This is a genomic window from Psychrobacter sp. PL15, assembly GCF_035984995.1.
GTDB lineage: Bacteria > Pseudomonadota > Gammaproteobacteria > Pseudomonadales > Moraxellaceae > Psychrobacter.
Window position 1 is genome coordinate 339,166 of the sequence record NZ_JAXCIB010000002.1, and the last position, 13,839, is coordinate 353,004.

At 43.8% G+C, this 13,839-nt stretch carries 12 protein-coding genes and 1 pseudogene; 5 read left to right on the forward strand and 8 right to left on the reverse strand.

What is annotated here, in order from left to right; translation table 11 throughout:
• Positions 1 to 194: 194 nt before the first annotated feature.
• The 6 genes and pseudogenes from RCH20_RS02955 to RCH20_RS02975 all read right to left on the reverse strand — a co-directional run bounded on the left by RCH20_RS02955 (position 195) and on the right by RCH20_RS02975 (position 5,649).
• On the reverse strand, positions 195 to 683 hold the full coding sequence (locus RCH20_RS02955) for a M48 metallopeptidase family protein (protein ID WP_327192523.1): 489 nt from the start codon (positions 681 to 683) through the stop codon (positions 195 to 197).
• 125 nt (positions 684 to 808) lie between these two features.
• A complete protein-coding gene (locus RCH20_RS02960; protein WP_327192524.1) occupies positions 809 to 1,525 on the reverse strand; it encodes a Csu type fimbrial protein in 717 nt (238 codons plus the stop codon).
• Between the two features lie 15 nt (positions 1,526 to 1,540).
• Positions 1,541 to 1,858: pseudogene (locus tag RCH20_RS12480) on the reverse strand (spore coat protein U domain-containing protein); the annotation flags it as partial.
• Positions 1,855 to 4,308, reverse strand: coding sequence for a fimbria/pilus outer membrane usher protein (locus RCH20_RS02965; protein ID WP_327192525.1), 2,454 nt, complete (start codon positions 4,306 to 4,308; stop codon positions 1,855 to 1,857). The gene RCH20_RS02965 and the pseudogene RCH20_RS12480, both read right to left, overlap by 4 nt.
• 19 nt (positions 4,309 to 4,327) lie before the next feature.
• Entirely contained in the window at positions 4,328 to 5,098 is a 771-nt protein-coding gene (locus RCH20_RS02970) for a fimbrial biogenesis chaperone (protein ID WP_327192526.1), read from the reverse strand.
• A 5-nt stretch (positions 5,099 to 5,103) separates the two neighbouring features.
• Positions 5,104 to 5,649: a Csu type fimbrial protein gene (locus RCH20_RS02975; RefSeq protein ID WP_327192527.1), complete on the reverse strand. Its 546-nt coding sequence runs from the start codon at positions 5,647 to 5,649 to the stop codon at positions 5,104 to 5,106.
• Between the two features lie 1,026 nt (positions 5,650 to 6,675).
• Between RCH20_RS02975 and RCH20_RS02980 the strand changes: the two genes are divergently transcribed.
• Positions 6,676 to 7,086, forward strand: a complete 411-nt coding sequence (locus RCH20_RS02980) for a PACE efflux transporter (protein ID WP_327192528.1) — start codon at positions 6,676 to 6,678, stop codon at positions 7,084 to 7,086.
• 521 nt (positions 7,087 to 7,607) lie between these two features.
• Positions 7,608 to 8,309 (forward strand): VIT1/CCC1 transporter family protein, encoded by a 702-nt coding sequence (locus tag RCH20_RS02985; RefSeq protein WP_327192529.1) that lies wholly within the window; start codon positions 7,608 to 7,610, stop codon positions 8,307 to 8,309.
• A gap of 356 nt (positions 8,310 to 8,665) precedes the next feature.
• Here RCH20_RS02985 and RCH20_RS02990 read toward each other — a convergent pair whose 3' ends face one another.
• Positions 8,666 to 8,947: a lipase secretion chaperone gene (locus RCH20_RS02990; RefSeq protein ID WP_327192530.1), complete on the reverse strand. Its 282-nt coding sequence runs from the start codon at positions 8,945 to 8,947 to the stop codon at positions 8,666 to 8,668.
• Positions 8,948 to 9,409: 462 nt separating this feature from the next.
• Here RCH20_RS02990 and RCH20_RS02995 point away from each other — a divergent pair, with 462 nt between their 5' ends.
• From RCH20_RS02995 to RCH20_RS03005, 3 genes are all read left to right on the forward strand, one after another.
• Positions 9,410 to 10,561 carry an acyl-CoA dehydrogenase family protein gene (locus RCH20_RS02995; protein ID WP_327192531.1) on the forward strand — a complete coding sequence of 384 codons (1,152 nt, stop codon included), beginning with the start codon at positions 9,410 to 9,412 and terminating at the stop codon, positions 10,559 to 10,561.
• 158 nt (positions 10,562 to 10,719) lie between these two features.
• Positions 10,720 to 12,030, forward strand: coding sequence for an iron-containing alcohol dehydrogenase (locus RCH20_RS03000; protein ID WP_327192532.1), 1,311 nt, complete (start codon positions 10,720 to 10,722; stop codon positions 12,028 to 12,030).
• A 107-nt stretch (positions 12,031 to 12,137) separates the two neighbouring features.
• Entirely contained in the window at positions 12,138 to 12,707 is a 570-nt protein-coding gene (locus RCH20_RS03005; RefSeq protein ID WP_327192533.1) for a GNAT family N-acetyltransferase, read from the forward strand.
• A gap of 16 nt (positions 12,708 to 12,723) precedes the next feature.
• Here the strand turns inward: RCH20_RS03005 and RCH20_RS03010 are convergent, their stop codons facing one another.
• Complete coding sequence (locus RCH20_RS03010) at positions 12,724 to 13,386, reverse strand: class I SAM-dependent methyltransferase (protein ID WP_209956597.1); 663 nt, start codon at positions 13,384 to 13,386, stop codon at positions 12,724 to 12,726.
• Between the last annotated feature and the right edge of the window lie 453 nt (positions 13,387 to 13,839).

A 13,839-nucleotide genomic window follows, 5' to 3' on the forward strand; every position in this document is an offset into this window, starting at 1 on the left:
TATTTATAGCTCTTAATTGCATGTGTGGACTACCTAAAATTCACCGCCACAATAAACGGTCGATAACAAGCTATCAAAGTGATTGTTGCTACTAAATATTGTGAAAGACCTTGTTAGAGCACTTGTATTTGTTAGTTGGAAAACTACCGTTCAATACATACCACATACCACATACTGATAACCACTAAGGAAAATTATAGGTCGCGCCACAGCAACCACAAGCGGGTATCTAGCTCGAATTGATGATAATCAGGTTCCATATGACAGCATAATTGGTAGAACGCTTTGTTATGCTCTTTTTCCTTGAAATGTGCTAACTCATGTACCACGATCATCCGCAAAAACTCAGGTGGTGCTTCTTTAAACAAGCTGGCCACCGTGATGCTATTGTGTGATTTCAACTTATTGCCTTGCACTCGAGATTGATAGGTATGAATGCCTAGTGCCTGTTGCAACACGGCCAGTTTACTGTTGTAACTGACTTGAGTGAGAGAGCTGCTTTTACGCATATACTGGTTTTTTAGCTCATTTATATAGTGATACAGCGCTTTATCGCTTTGTATTTGATGCTTATCATTATATTTTTTGTCAAGATAATCTCCCAACTGGCCATTGCTGATCAGTATTCCTGCTTGCGCTTGAATTTGCTCGGAGTAATGAGCGATGTATTTTAAGGGAGGCACTGGTTTTATCCTTTGGAGTGCAATGGCGCTGCATTTTATTATATTTAAAGATTTAAAGTCAAAAACACACTTAGATTATTTGTCATTGGAACGATAGTTTGAATATAATAGAAAGACCAAAGTTCTCAATAATTCACTCTAATAGTCACGGTGTCGGAATAGTTGTCTGGTTTGAAGTCGGCGCTGGGCACGGTGACATATACAGTCTGTGTCTGAAATACTCCGCTGCCGATACCTGGAACGCCATTTCCCACGTCAGTAGTAGTGGCGGTGTTGCCCCATATCTTTCCGCCAGTGCCAGCAGTAGAACGCAATTGATAAGGCACCTTGTCAGTATTGCTACCGGAACCCTTCAGAACGCCCGCACCATTAGTGTTGTCGTTGGAAGGAGTCAAATCAATGTAATAGGAAGCTTCATTTGTGCAGGTCATATTGATGGCATTGCTGTTGCCAAGAATATCAGTTTCATTCGCCGGATGAGAACCCAAGTTGATATCGGAAGTAGTGTTGATTTTACAGCTGTCAATGACGTTAGCTTGGACTGTGAACGAGAATCTATCGTCATCTTGATCTCCTGTTGCGCAATTAGCGGAACCCAAGTCTTCTTCGGCTTTGAATGTCAATGCGGTATGGCCACCATTAAAGTTAGCGATATAAGATCCTGATGTGGCGAGGGAATTGCCATTTTTTGAGAGTAGAGATGCATTGATGATAACGCTACCTGAGATAGAGGATTGAGAACCTAAAAAACCTGGCCTCCTAGGCATAACGATTGGTCCTGAGTTGTATTCCGAACCATCACCTCTACGGGTGCCCCAAAGTATATCGTTTGGTAGTTTCATGGTGAATGCTAATTTACGAGTATTGTCTGTAGTATTACTCATATAACGTGGGTAAACGACAGTAGGGGCAGAGGAACCACCATCAACTGCGAGGCAAACCGAAACATACCCACTCCTTATGCCTCTGTTAGTACAATTGTAGTTTAAGGTTGCAGTAGTGCTGTTGGCATCATTAAAGTTAGCTTGAGTTACATTACCAAAGTTTATAGTACTGGTACTCATGCTCGCTGTGCAATCCACTCGAGGCATAGTAGCGGCCTGTATATTGCTTGCTGGTAACCAGAAGGCCATTGAGATCAAACATAAACAGTAATTCCATTGAAGTAGTTTCATGATTCTTGTACCTTTTGACAGATGAGGGGACCGAGTAATGGAATCTCATCACCCTGCTTTTGATAGTCAAAGCTGACAGTGCAGATATCACCAGAGGGATTGATTATCTCTAGCACATTATGCTCATCCAGCTTATCCAGATATACCTCACCATCAAAACCAACGATGGTCGATGGTACAGTCGTGTTGGTAAGCAGTCTTACTTGACTGCCTAATGGCAGCGGTTGATTACTACTGTCTATGAGAATAACGGAGGCTGCGCGCACCGGCGTAATACCAAAGGTAACCAGAGTGCCAGCGCGATCAGTTGGGGTGGCTTCAATGCTAACCTTGTCAATACGCAGATCAGCGGGCAAACCCATAGGATCAATGCCAATTTTATTGCTTTGGTAAGCGTTCAGCGGCGATACTAATAACAGACCACGACTATTGGTGGTGCCAATGGGACTATTTTGTAGGAGTACGGGCACATTGGCGATACCATCAGTAGAGACTACCGCAAAACCACTGTTGATTTGGCGGGTTGGAAAGACGCCTCCGCCCATCATGACTAGTGAGCCTGTGCCACTGGCATAAGTAGAATAGCTGTCATCGTTGACGCTGACACCCGCTTGTACTCGGCCAAAGCGACCCAGGTAACTCAATTCTGCCAGTCCGCCACTGCTGTCATTGTTCTCTGCGCCGTTGTCCGAACTGTTATCCAAACTATGCCGTGCTTGAGCGCGCCAGCCTATGCCACCAGCACTCGGAGCGGATCGCGATACATCAGCCACCAAGATATTACGCTCGTCTGTGTGTTGCAAACTGTTGTTAACCGAGATATCACGGCCTAGCGAGAATGAGGCGCCAATCGAGGCACTGTTATTAGCAGAGTCATTGATATCTTGATTGAAGTTAGCGTTCAGGCTGAGGCGCCGGCCAAAGGACTTACTCCAATAGGCGCTGGCAAACTGTGTGGTCTCCTGCTCGGCAAGTGCCACTTGGTTATAGCTCATACCAAAACTACCTAAAGATTCGGTGCTATAGCCTGTCGAGATCTGCTCACTACGGCGGGCAGGGGCAGATCCATACTGTGTACCGACGTCACGATAAGCGCCTTGAGTGCCTAGGGCACTAATTCCGATATTAAAGCGACTGTTATTCCAAGAGTAGCTGGCGCTGTATTGCGCGCCGCTCTGACCTTGGCTCTCGCTGCCGGCCAATGATGCGAACAAGATACCGCCTGCGCTACCTAGCAACCAAGTACCACCGACCCCCGCATTACTGAGTCCATTGGTCACTTCGGCATGGGTTTCTGCGGTAAAACGGTTACTCACCCCATAACGCCAAGTACCACTAGCCGCAATATTATTACCGTAATCAAAGGACTTGTTACCATAGCTTTCGCGCACAGCGCCGAGCTCTACCGACCAGTCGGAAAGACCCGGCTGTAGCAAGCGATGGGCGTCGTATAAAGAAAACTCAAGCGTAGTACTCTGCCCTAATGCATCGGTAACTATCAACTGGGCATTGCCTGCGCCGCTGAAACTAGGAGCGGTCTGTAGCTCAAATGGTCCAGCGGGTACGTCCCCGCTATATTGCTTAAGTCCATTCACATACAGCTCTACTGCTGAGGGCAAGGTGGCAGAACCAAAAAATGAAGGCAATGGAGTGGTTGCCATATAAGGTTGTAAGTCAAAATTAGTACCAAACTGTAGACCACCTAGGCGCGTAGAGCGTGTCCATGACAATGCGCCTGTGAGGATATCACCAGCACGAACTGTAAGCAGCTTATCAGGGAATGATTTACTCCAACTGGTATCCAAACGCACGGTGCGACCGTCCCAATCTTTGTCATTATTACTGTTACTATTGCCAGTAGAGTGAGTGGCTGTGGTCAATGCCGTAGAACTTAGTACACCAAGAGTACTAAACGCACGCAGCTCTGTAAAAGCGCTTAGATTTTTAGCATTATCCTGAGTTTGGCTACCATAAATATTATAATTCAATAACATGCCGGGCGATGCGGTAGGTTGCGGACGCTGATTACTGCGTGTGTTACGTACGGTGGTATCTAGATCGAGCAGACCCAACGGTGCAATAATACTCACCTTTTGCTGGCGGGCATTATAATCAACCTTGATATCTGATAGGCTATTTAGCGCTATTGGTTCCATGATTTTGGGCGGCACTATAAAGCCGAGCTGTTGCAACACATCAACGCTCGCCCAAAGTTGGTCTTCGCGGTAAACAAAATGTACCAAACCAGAGCTGGTTTGATTGAGCGTGACGTCCAGATATAGATCGAGACCAGCTTCATTATCAATGCTGTAACTGTCTAGGTCGAGCTGGGCAAGCCTAGTATCATCAATTATTGTAGATGTAATGTCTTGAGAGGCAATATCTTTAGCAGCACTAGCAGAAGGGGCAAACTCGTTGGGTTCGACAGCGTGGCTGACAGATGCTGCCATACTCTGCAGCAAAACTGCTTTAGCGAATGGAATTGTCCAGTATGGCGTCTTGCATCGTCTGAGTGCCATTGATCATTACCTTGAATTTACCAGCTGTCATTCCATTTTTCAGAATGGATGGCGGTATCTTCAGTGTCCAGTTCATGGTGGAGCCCGGCAAAACATAACCAAGTAAACCCTGATTTAGATCAATACTATTACCAGCAGAATCTATCATACTCATTCTAGCTAATTGGGCATGACCATTGCCGCTATTACTGACGCGTAATTTAATCTGCTTATCATCGGGTTGCAAGCTATAGCGCCATTGCAACTGTGGGCTGGTCTTAACAACACCAACAGGCTGCACAAATACCGGTAAAGAGTAGCTTAACGCAAATTGTAATCCCTTCTTCTGTACAAGAGACTGGGTTGGCAACTCATTAACCAAAATTCGATAACTGTCTTCCGCCGCTCCAGCGCCTTGTGGCGGTGCCTTAGCGCGGATAATTCGGATAAGTTGTCTTTCGCCAGAGTTAAGCTTAATCATTGGCGGACTGGCCAATAATCCTCGTGAGGGCGTGAGCTGATCGCCTTTTTCATCCTGCGACCACTGATAAACGCGCACTTGCGCGTTTATCATAGTGTCAGCAGTATTACTAAGGGTCAGGCCACTGGCATTTTCTCTAGCTTGTAAGCTCAAGGAGATGGGAGAGACCTGTAGGCCACTCGCCATTGCTCCACTACTAAACAGTATCAAGCTAGAGATAACAGCGGGTCTCGCAACACGGCGTAACCAGAGACTTAACACAAATATCAGTAGATTACAGAAGCGGTAACGGTATCACTATAATCACCTAGCTGAATATCTGTAGTGCTAGTTAATTTAGCAAATACTTGATGCGTAGTAGCTGCTGTAGATAAGCCTTCTCCTGTTCCAGAGACACTATTGCCGATGGCACCAGAAAGTACGCCGTCATTACCCCACACGTCCGCCCCTAATAAATCAGAGTATAATTGATATGTAATAACATCATCTCCTGGCCCATTCATAGTACCTGTACCTGTAGTACTAGGTACGTTCACTGATGCTAAGCTAACGACATAGGGAGCATTTAGAGAGCAGTTCACATTGATTGTTGAAGAAGACGTTACTATACCTACAGTATCTGCGAGAGCACCTGCGTCTTGTGAACCAAAGTCAATTACAGCGCCACTAGCTACCACGGTACAAACCGAATCAATCTTAAGTTTGACATCAAATGTGTCTTCAACTGTTCCAGCAGCATTCGCACTAGAGATAGCGGCAAAGCCACCAACAGTTAGTAGCGCAGCGGTAAGTAGGTTTTTGTTAAATGTCATGGTAATTCTCCATAGGTTTGGATTTTTTAGCATTTAGGTGATTTAAAGGGCAGCAATCGAATGAATACTGCATAGTTATCGTGCTAGATAGCAGAAATCACGTCTTTCCGCAATCTTGAACCCACTGGTATAGGGTACTTACCTGAGGCTACCTGATTTTGTTCGTTTACAAACTAAGAGTATTTCTAGCTTGTAGCTAGATTGTAACATTTTCTGTGTACAATTGCACAATCAGTGTAGGGTTATCATAACGAGTGACCTATGATATTCAGATAGATAACAAAAAACTCTACGATAGAATGGTTATTCTCAGTAGACTTTCGCTACTTGCTTTCTTTTATATTAGAGAATCGTTAGAGATTAATCATTATTGGTTTAGAATATTTAATTTGTGGCTATCTTACTTATCTTTAGAAGCTGGCTTAGCGGTGGGCATGAGGATTTTTTGATCCTAAAATACTACACTTTTTATTCTAGTAACTGTCATTAATTCATAATGGTGCAATATGTCCAGTTTGCGACAGCAATCTTTACTGATTTAAATCTGGCATTGGCCATTATGTAGTCGAGCATGAATACCCAACTCAGATTACACTACCTCGAATTAAGACCAGCCATTGAATTGTCACTTACTAGCCATCAGCATCTAACTGTAGTCTTCACTTCTCTTCTCCGTTATTACCAGTAGTTACTATCAACTGCCAATAGTGTTCAAGTATCACTCACACTCTTGCGAGTAGTCGAGCTATGTCTAGGGTAGAGCAATCACTAATCACAAACAGGCTGCTGTCTAAAATAACTTCTAGGCAGCATTCATCACCGTTTAGTTTTTGCTTGGACTGCGAATGACTGCAACTATAGAGCCAGTATCGGCGGTGACAACTATCCTGCTATAGGGGGCCACCAATACCGCTAATGATCTCAAAAACAATCTATATATCTACGAGATTCAGGCATTCTAACTGTGATGTGTACGTTTAACAGACAGCGCCAATCAATAAAGAACCGAATCAATTAGGAAGCTTAATGCGTACCACCAAAGATCGTATTCGCCATGCTATAGCCTTTGAACTAATAGGCTTGCTCATCTTTGCCCCACTGGCAAGTTGGGTATTTGGTTTCGACCTACAATTAATGGGTGTTATAGCCTTAGTAGGTTCTATTATCGCCACTATATGGAACTATTTTTATAATCTATTATTTGATCACGCCATGTTGAAACTGCGCGGAGACGTGCATAAGACAGTGCTAATACGAGTACTCCATGCCTTGCTATTCGAGGGTGGTCTGCTGTTATTGTTCATGCCGATGATTGCCTGGTACTTGGGCATCACTCTGTGGGAAGCCTTCATACTAGATATCGCAATGGCCACTTTTTATGTGATTTATGCCTTTATTTATAATTGGGTCTACGACAAGGTTTATCCTATCCCTTAAGCTTACTTCTCATGCGATAAAGGTCGTGTCATTTTACAATAAATTTGAATAACCCATAAAGCATGCTTTAGCTAAAGAATATAAAAGCGTTCAGTTACCAAATTGAGTCTTAGTTATAAACTCAACTAATGAGCTATAAATACAACAGCTAATAAGACGCCTACTAGTGATTCCGTAGTTATATCCATACCAAAGAAACGTACTAACGAAACGTACCAACGAAACGTACCAACGAAACGTACCAACGAAACGTACCAACGTCTGGTAAATTGTTTCGTTATGTCGTTGTGAATGCTGCAACGTGTATGTCCTTATTTTGTTGTTAGTATCCAGTCAATCCACGACGGTATTAATAAACAGTCTTTATATCAGAAGACTAAACACACATAATACATTAGTATGGTGAGTGAGGTGGTGGATGCCGTAGCGCTTTTATACGGCGAAGGTCATGTCATATACACAACAGCTCAGTCTATAACTCAAGCTTATAACCCCAGTTTATAATAGGTATGGAGACAATCATGAGCTATACCGTTCATCATGAGCCACATTTAAGTTATCGTAACAACTGGCTACGAGCAGCGATATTGGGTGCAAATGATGGATTGATTTCGACTGCCAGTTTATTAGTGGGTGTAGCCGCAGCAAACCCTAGTAGTCAAGTGCTCATGTTAACAGGGCTGGCTGCTTTGACTGCTGGCGCGCTGTCCATGGCAGCAGGGGAATACATTTCGGTATCAGCGCAAGCGGATACTGAAAAAGCAGATTTAGAACAAGAGCGTTATGAGTTAATTCACAACCCTGAACGGGAACTGGTTGAGCTGACTCGTATTTATGAAACGCGCGGGCTAGACCAACTGCTTGCGCATCAAGTGGCGGTTGCCTTGACCGATCACGATGCGTTAGCAGCCCATGCTCGTGATGAAATTGGCTTGACCGATACTGCTAAAGCCAACCCTTTACAGGCTGCTGTGGCTTCAGCTTTGGCGTTTATTGTTGGCGCAATCTTACCTATAATTGGTATTTTACTGCTACCTAAGCACACGCTGGTTTGGTCATTATCCCTGTTGGCTCTCTTAGGTCTAGTTTTATTGGGGTTTGTATCGGCACGCCTAGGCGGAGCGCCCGTCTTACCTGCCATTGGTCGTATTGTGATTTGGGGCATATTGGCCATGCTAGCTACCGCTATGATTGGGAACTTATTTAACACTGTAATAGTGTGAGATTAACGAAAAATACTGATGAGTTTTAGTAAAAAATAACCCCGCTGGCTTCTTAACAGTGGGGCCATCAGTATTTATTGGGTGCTGCAGCAACATAGTCATTAACTAAACTGCTGAGGAATCATTCTTTGATCATCATATATTTCGGTATGAGTCAGTTCAGTTGCTTAGTAGCCAGCTCTCTTCACACGGTTCATTTGCTGACGATAAACAGTTAGCGGATTGTTCTCAAAAAATGACACCAGTCCTGACAACTGATTGATACTGTCTAAATAGTTCATACGATCAAGTTGATTTATTTGTGCTTCAGCTTTGGTTTCGTCACCCGCACTATTAATTAATGTTTATCGCTGTGTTTAATACAGATTAAACCTGGCATCAAAATTAGCACCTTCTGTATCTACCTGAGTCAAACGAGAAGCCGCTGCCTCGCCAACCAATTCATAACGCATGACAAACAATGCTTCTTTGCTAGCACCTTTCGCTTTTATTTCTTCGGTACGCTGGGTAAGCTTGCCAAAATTAGCCAGTTTCTGGAAGTTTTGTTTAATCGCTGCCTCTGGCAGCCGACTAATATAATCCTCGCCCATAGTCGATAGGAAGTAATCAAATAAGCGTCGCAGTCCTTCCGTGACCACCTGCTGCTTATTATCATCAATAATATTTCACCATCGACATCAGTATCTTGTAAAGAGCGGGGCATGCGTTCAAGCCTTGTGGTAAATGAAGCGAACTTGTTAATACCAATGGAAGGTTACTACCAATGGAAGGTTACTACCAATGATTTTCTTTCATATTGAATCGATTATAGGGGTCAATATCAGTAGTAATAATAATTACCATTACTAAGGTATTTATTGCTTAAGTATCGATTTTTTGCCAATATCCTTGTATTAGTGAAGCACAAAAAGTGTTCATTATTTATACTCAAAGGTAATTAGCCTTATGGTCTTTAAGTGACCAGTCGCTAGCAGCTGTTTAAGCACCATGAGTAATTTATTATAGAGATATATGAACAGTTCATTAAAGACGTAATAGCAAGGCAATCAACAATCAACTTATTATCAATTCAATATAAACCTGGTATCAAGGAAGAATCTATGACTATCGCCGCTTTCAAGCCCAAATGGATGGATGAAGAAATTGAAATGTTGCACGAGAGTGCGCTCAAATTTTTCAAAGGTTGGGATGTGCGTGACGAAAAATGGCGTGAAAACGGTATGCTTGATCGCGAAGCTTGGTTGGAAGCCGGTGAGATGGGGTTTTTATGTGCTGCTATGCCGGAAGAATACGGTGGCGCTGGGGGCGATTTTCGTCATGAAGCAGCCCTCATTTATGCCCAGTCAGAAGCCAATCAAGTCGGCTTTGGTGGGTTTTTACATTCAGGCATTGTTGCGCCTTATGTTCTGCACCATGGTACAGAAGAGCAAAAACAAAAGTGGCTACCCAAAATGGCTTCTGGTGAGTTGATTGGCGCGATTGCTATGACCGAGCCGAGCACTGGCTCTGACCTGCAAAACATTAAAACTTATGCCACCAAAGACGGTGATGATTACCTCATTAATGGCTCAAAAACCTTTATTACCAATGGTCAATTGGCAAATTTGATTGTTGTGGTCTGTAAGACTGACAGAGAGTTAGGTGCTAAAGGGGTCTCACTGATTGTGGTCGAAACCGATAATGCACCTGGATTTGGACGTGGTAAAAAGTTAAAAAAGCTTGGATTAGCGTCGCAAGATACTTCGGAGTTATTCTTTGACAACATGCGAGTGCCACAAGCAAACTTGTTGGGAACCATAGAAGGGATGGGCTTTACCCAACTGATGCAAGAGCTGCCTCAGGAGCGTTTAATTATTGCTTTGTTAGGTATTGGTGCGATGAAACTAGCACTGGACTTGACTATTGATTATACCAAACAGCGTACCGCTTTTGGTAAGCCAGTATGGGGCTTTCAAAATACCCGTTTTAAGCTAGCAGAATGCAACACGCATTATATCGCTTCAAGTGCGCTATGTGATGCAGCCATTGAAGCGCTTTTAGACAAAGAGCTTACCGGACATCATGCTGCATTAATCAAGTATTGGGTGTCTGAAAAACAGTGTGTCGTGATGGATGAGTGTCTACAGTTATTCGGCGGTTACGGCTATATGACAGAATATCCGATTGCTCGTCTGTATGCAGATGCCCGGGTACAAAAAATATATGGTGGTACTAACGAGATTATGAAGGAATTGGCATCGCGCTTTATGTAAACAATGACGCTGGGTGACAGGTCCCTTAAAGCGTGATTTTAAGTGGCCTATGCAAGTCATTAAATGGGTAAAAGATTTAGTAGAACCTACCGTGGGCAAAATCCTACGCCGTAAACCACATGGAAGGTAAATGTAATTAGGACCAAGAGGACACTATTATGCTCATAAAAAAATGCTCAAACCTCACTCAGTTGTTGCATAACGATACGCTCAATCATCTAGGGTATTTAACTGTCGCCAAGACTCGAGCCAAAGTTCTGGCTGCTGTTAGTCGCCTCATTCCCATGCCAAGACCGCTACTATTCGTAGGCGAGCAGGCGTGTGATGAGTTGTGTGACATGCTCATCAATGAGGGTAACACTAAGGTGCTTATCGTCACTGACGCTGTTTTAAATAAGCTGGGCGTACCATCGAAAGTCACTGATTATCTGGACACAAGAAATATTCGCTATCAAGTTTATGATGGCATTACCCCCGATCCGACTTATAAAGTGATGGAAGAGGGGTTGGCACTTTCTATTGATGCTGGGTGCGATTCGGTAATTGGCATTGGCGGGGGCTCAGTGATTGATGCTGCCAAAATGATTGCCATGAGCCAGAGCAATAATTGCAAACCCAAACGCCTCATCGGTCTTTTTAAAGCTAGAAAACCGTGCTTGCCACTATATTGTATTCCCACTACCGCAGGCACAGGCTCAGAAGCGACTATCGGTGCGGTAGCATCAGACGACCAAACCCATCAAAAGGCCATCGCTATTGACCCAAAAATGGTGCCTCGGGCAGCCGCTATCGATCCTACAATCATGAAGGGTATGCCCCCACATATTACCGCCGATACCGGTATTGATGTCCTCACTCATGCTTTAGAGGCATGGATGAGTGTGAATGCTACTGCGGAGACTGATTACTATGCCGCCTCTGCTGTCAAAGCGGTGATGAAGTATCTACCGATAGCCTATAAAGATGGTGACAACCTCAAAGCTCGAGAAGAGATGGGCATGGCCGCTCACTATGGCGGTATCGCCTTAAACAAAGCAGCGCTTGGCTATGTACATGCTATCGCTCACCAGTTGGGTGCGTATCATGGTACGCCACACGGGCGCGCCAATGCCATCGTATTACCTTATATAATTGAGCTCAACCGTAAAGCCAGCGAAAAACGACTGGCAGCGCTGGCAAGAAAAATTGGGGTTGTGAAGAACAGCCAAGCCAGCGATGGCGATGTTGCAGATCAGCTCATCACCCAAGTAAAAACCTTGCTGGAAACCGTGGGCATCGATCCTACCATTAATGACATGCAAGCCAGCGATTTTGATAACATGGCAAAAGCCGCTGCTAAAGAAGTCAGTGATACCTATGCCGTTCCAGTCTATATGAATGGGGCAGGTATTAAAGACATCTTAATGAAAATTAAAACGGCGAGTGACAAAGCTAATAAGGACAAATCAGTCAGTCAGAAAGTCTCATAATCGCATTAATAGCGTATTTACTACTAAGGCATAAGGACACCTAAACATCAGTTTTATGCAATTGCTGATACCAACGATATAAAGAAGTAAAACAAAGGTTTTATACAATGACTAAAATAGCAACCGAGCGTCTTTATCTGCGTCAATGGCAACCAAGCGATTTTGCGCTATTTGCTGACATGAACACCGATCCAGAAGTCATGCGATACTTCCCTAAGTTATTATCAGCAGCAGTGAGTGATAGCATTGCCAATAAATGTCAGCAGCTCATTAAAGATAACGGTTGGGGGTTTTGGGCGGTCAGTCTAAAAGACAGTTCTGAAAACAGTGATACTTTTATCGGGTTTGTGGGCTTGAATGACACTCATGCTGATCTACCTTGCGCCCCTTGTGTCGAGATTGCTTGGCGACTGCGCAAGGATTATTGGGGACAAGGCTATGCTACTGAAGCCGCGCATGCTGCTTTAAAGTTCGCTTTTGACGCGCTAGTACTGGATGAGGTGGTCGCATTCACTGCTGTTATCAATAAGCGCTCCCAATTGCTTATGGAGCGTATCGGCATGAGCAATACGCAGGACAATTTTTATCATCCCGCGCTGTCACCCAGCCATCCACTTGCTGAGCATGTCTTGTATAAAATCACTCAGCAGCAGTGGCAGGAAGCTAGGACCAATTGATCTTTTCTGGAAAGCTTTACGCCCTTGAAAAAGTCAAAATATGACCCTTAAAAGGCATATCTAAATAACTGGTATCTTCTGGCCTAATGTGATGACTGCTAAAGCCAAACTCGACCATCTTGTTGGTCAATTTGTTTTTGCGGCCACGACCAGGATCAACGACGATCACTTCGCATTTTGGATTGGCGTGACGTTCGATGAACGCTGCTAATATACCAACATGCTGGTCTTCATAGAGTAAGTCGCTCCCGATAATCATATCAAAACGACCAAGCTCACTGTTCTCTTGTGCCCAATCTAGGCGCTCAAAAGTAATTTCTTTATTATTATTAAGTACGGTATTTTTATCAAGGAAGTACTCAACTGTCGGATGATAATCAGTCGCTGTAATATCTGCGTGCCGATTATTAAGCAGTAGGCTAGACAATGCCATGCCGCAGCCGACTTCTAAGATCCGCTTGCCGGCGATATCATAATCGAGCATGTGGTTGGCTAGCACCAAACTTGAAGGCCATATCACACCGAATAATGGCCAAGATGCCGAGCAAATCCCTAAATTAAGCGCCTCGTCATCAGGGTCGCTAAACTGTTGATTGTCGCGTAGGGTACAGACATGAATATCGGTATTGCCAATTTCAATCGTTTGATAACGCACGCGCACAGAAGTAAGCGAAGTCATAAACCATCCTATAAAAAGAGCAAGAGTGCAAAATCTGGCAGAGGTTGCCACTATCAGGGGTTGGATAAAAGGGTGGATAAAAGGCTGGATAAAAAGTTAAGTAGCGAAGAGAAGACATAATTAAGATGACAATATAGTCAATGAATAGTCAATGAATAGTCAATGAATAGTCAATGAAAAGTAATATCGATACATAAGATGCTGCTGGCATAAGTTTTTCTTGCTTGCTGTACCTACGCAGACAGAGGCTGCAAAAAGCTTATACCAGCAGTACCCTAGCGTTTTTAAGGTATTTTAATCATAGTATGCCCGATTATTCAGTGAGTTACTGTTACTTAGCAGTGCGGGTACTCTGATTACTGTTAATAGCTTGTGGATGAAGGTTGACAATTAATAAAGCATACGCCTAGGAGCGGGCGAGGTATATTTATCAGTAAAGGTTATATAATTTAA

Bases quoted from the DNA above. Each gene is read 5' to 3' on its own strand.
- RCH20_RS02975 (WP_327192527.1), bottom strand. From the start codon at position 5,649: ATGACATTTAACAAAAACCTACTTACCGCTGCGCTACTAACTGTTGGT.
- RCH20_RS03010 (WP_209956597.1), bottom strand. From the start codon at position 13,386: ATGACTTCGCTTACTTCTGTGCGCGTGCGTTATCAAACGATTGAAATT.
- RCH20_RS02985 (WP_327192529.1), top strand. From the start codon at position 7,608: ATGAGCTATACCGTTCATCATGAGCCACATTTAAGTTATCGTAACAAC.
- RCH20_RS03000 (WP_327192532.1), top strand. From the start codon at position 10,720: ATGCTCATAAAAAAATGCTCAAACCTCACTCAGTTGTTGCATAACGAT.
- RCH20_RS02995 (WP_327192531.1), top strand. From the start codon at position 9,410: ATGACTATCGCCGCTTTCAAGCCCAAATGGATGGATGAAGAAATTGAA.
- RCH20_RS03005 (WP_327192533.1), top strand. From the start codon at position 12,138: ATGACTAAAATAGCAACCGAGCGTCTTTATCTGCGTCAATGGCAACCA.
- RCH20_RS02965 (WP_327192525.1), bottom strand. From the start codon at position 4,308: ATGGCAGCATCTGTCAGCCACGCTGTCGAACCCAACGAGTTTGCCCCT.
- RCH20_RS02960 (WP_327192524.1), bottom strand. From the start codon at position 1,525: ATGAAACTACCAAACGATATACTTTGGGGCACCCGTAGAGGTGATGGT.
- RCH20_RS02980 (WP_327192528.1), top strand. From the start codon at position 6,676: ATGCGTACCACCAAAGATCGTATTCGCCATGCTATAGCCTTTGAACTA.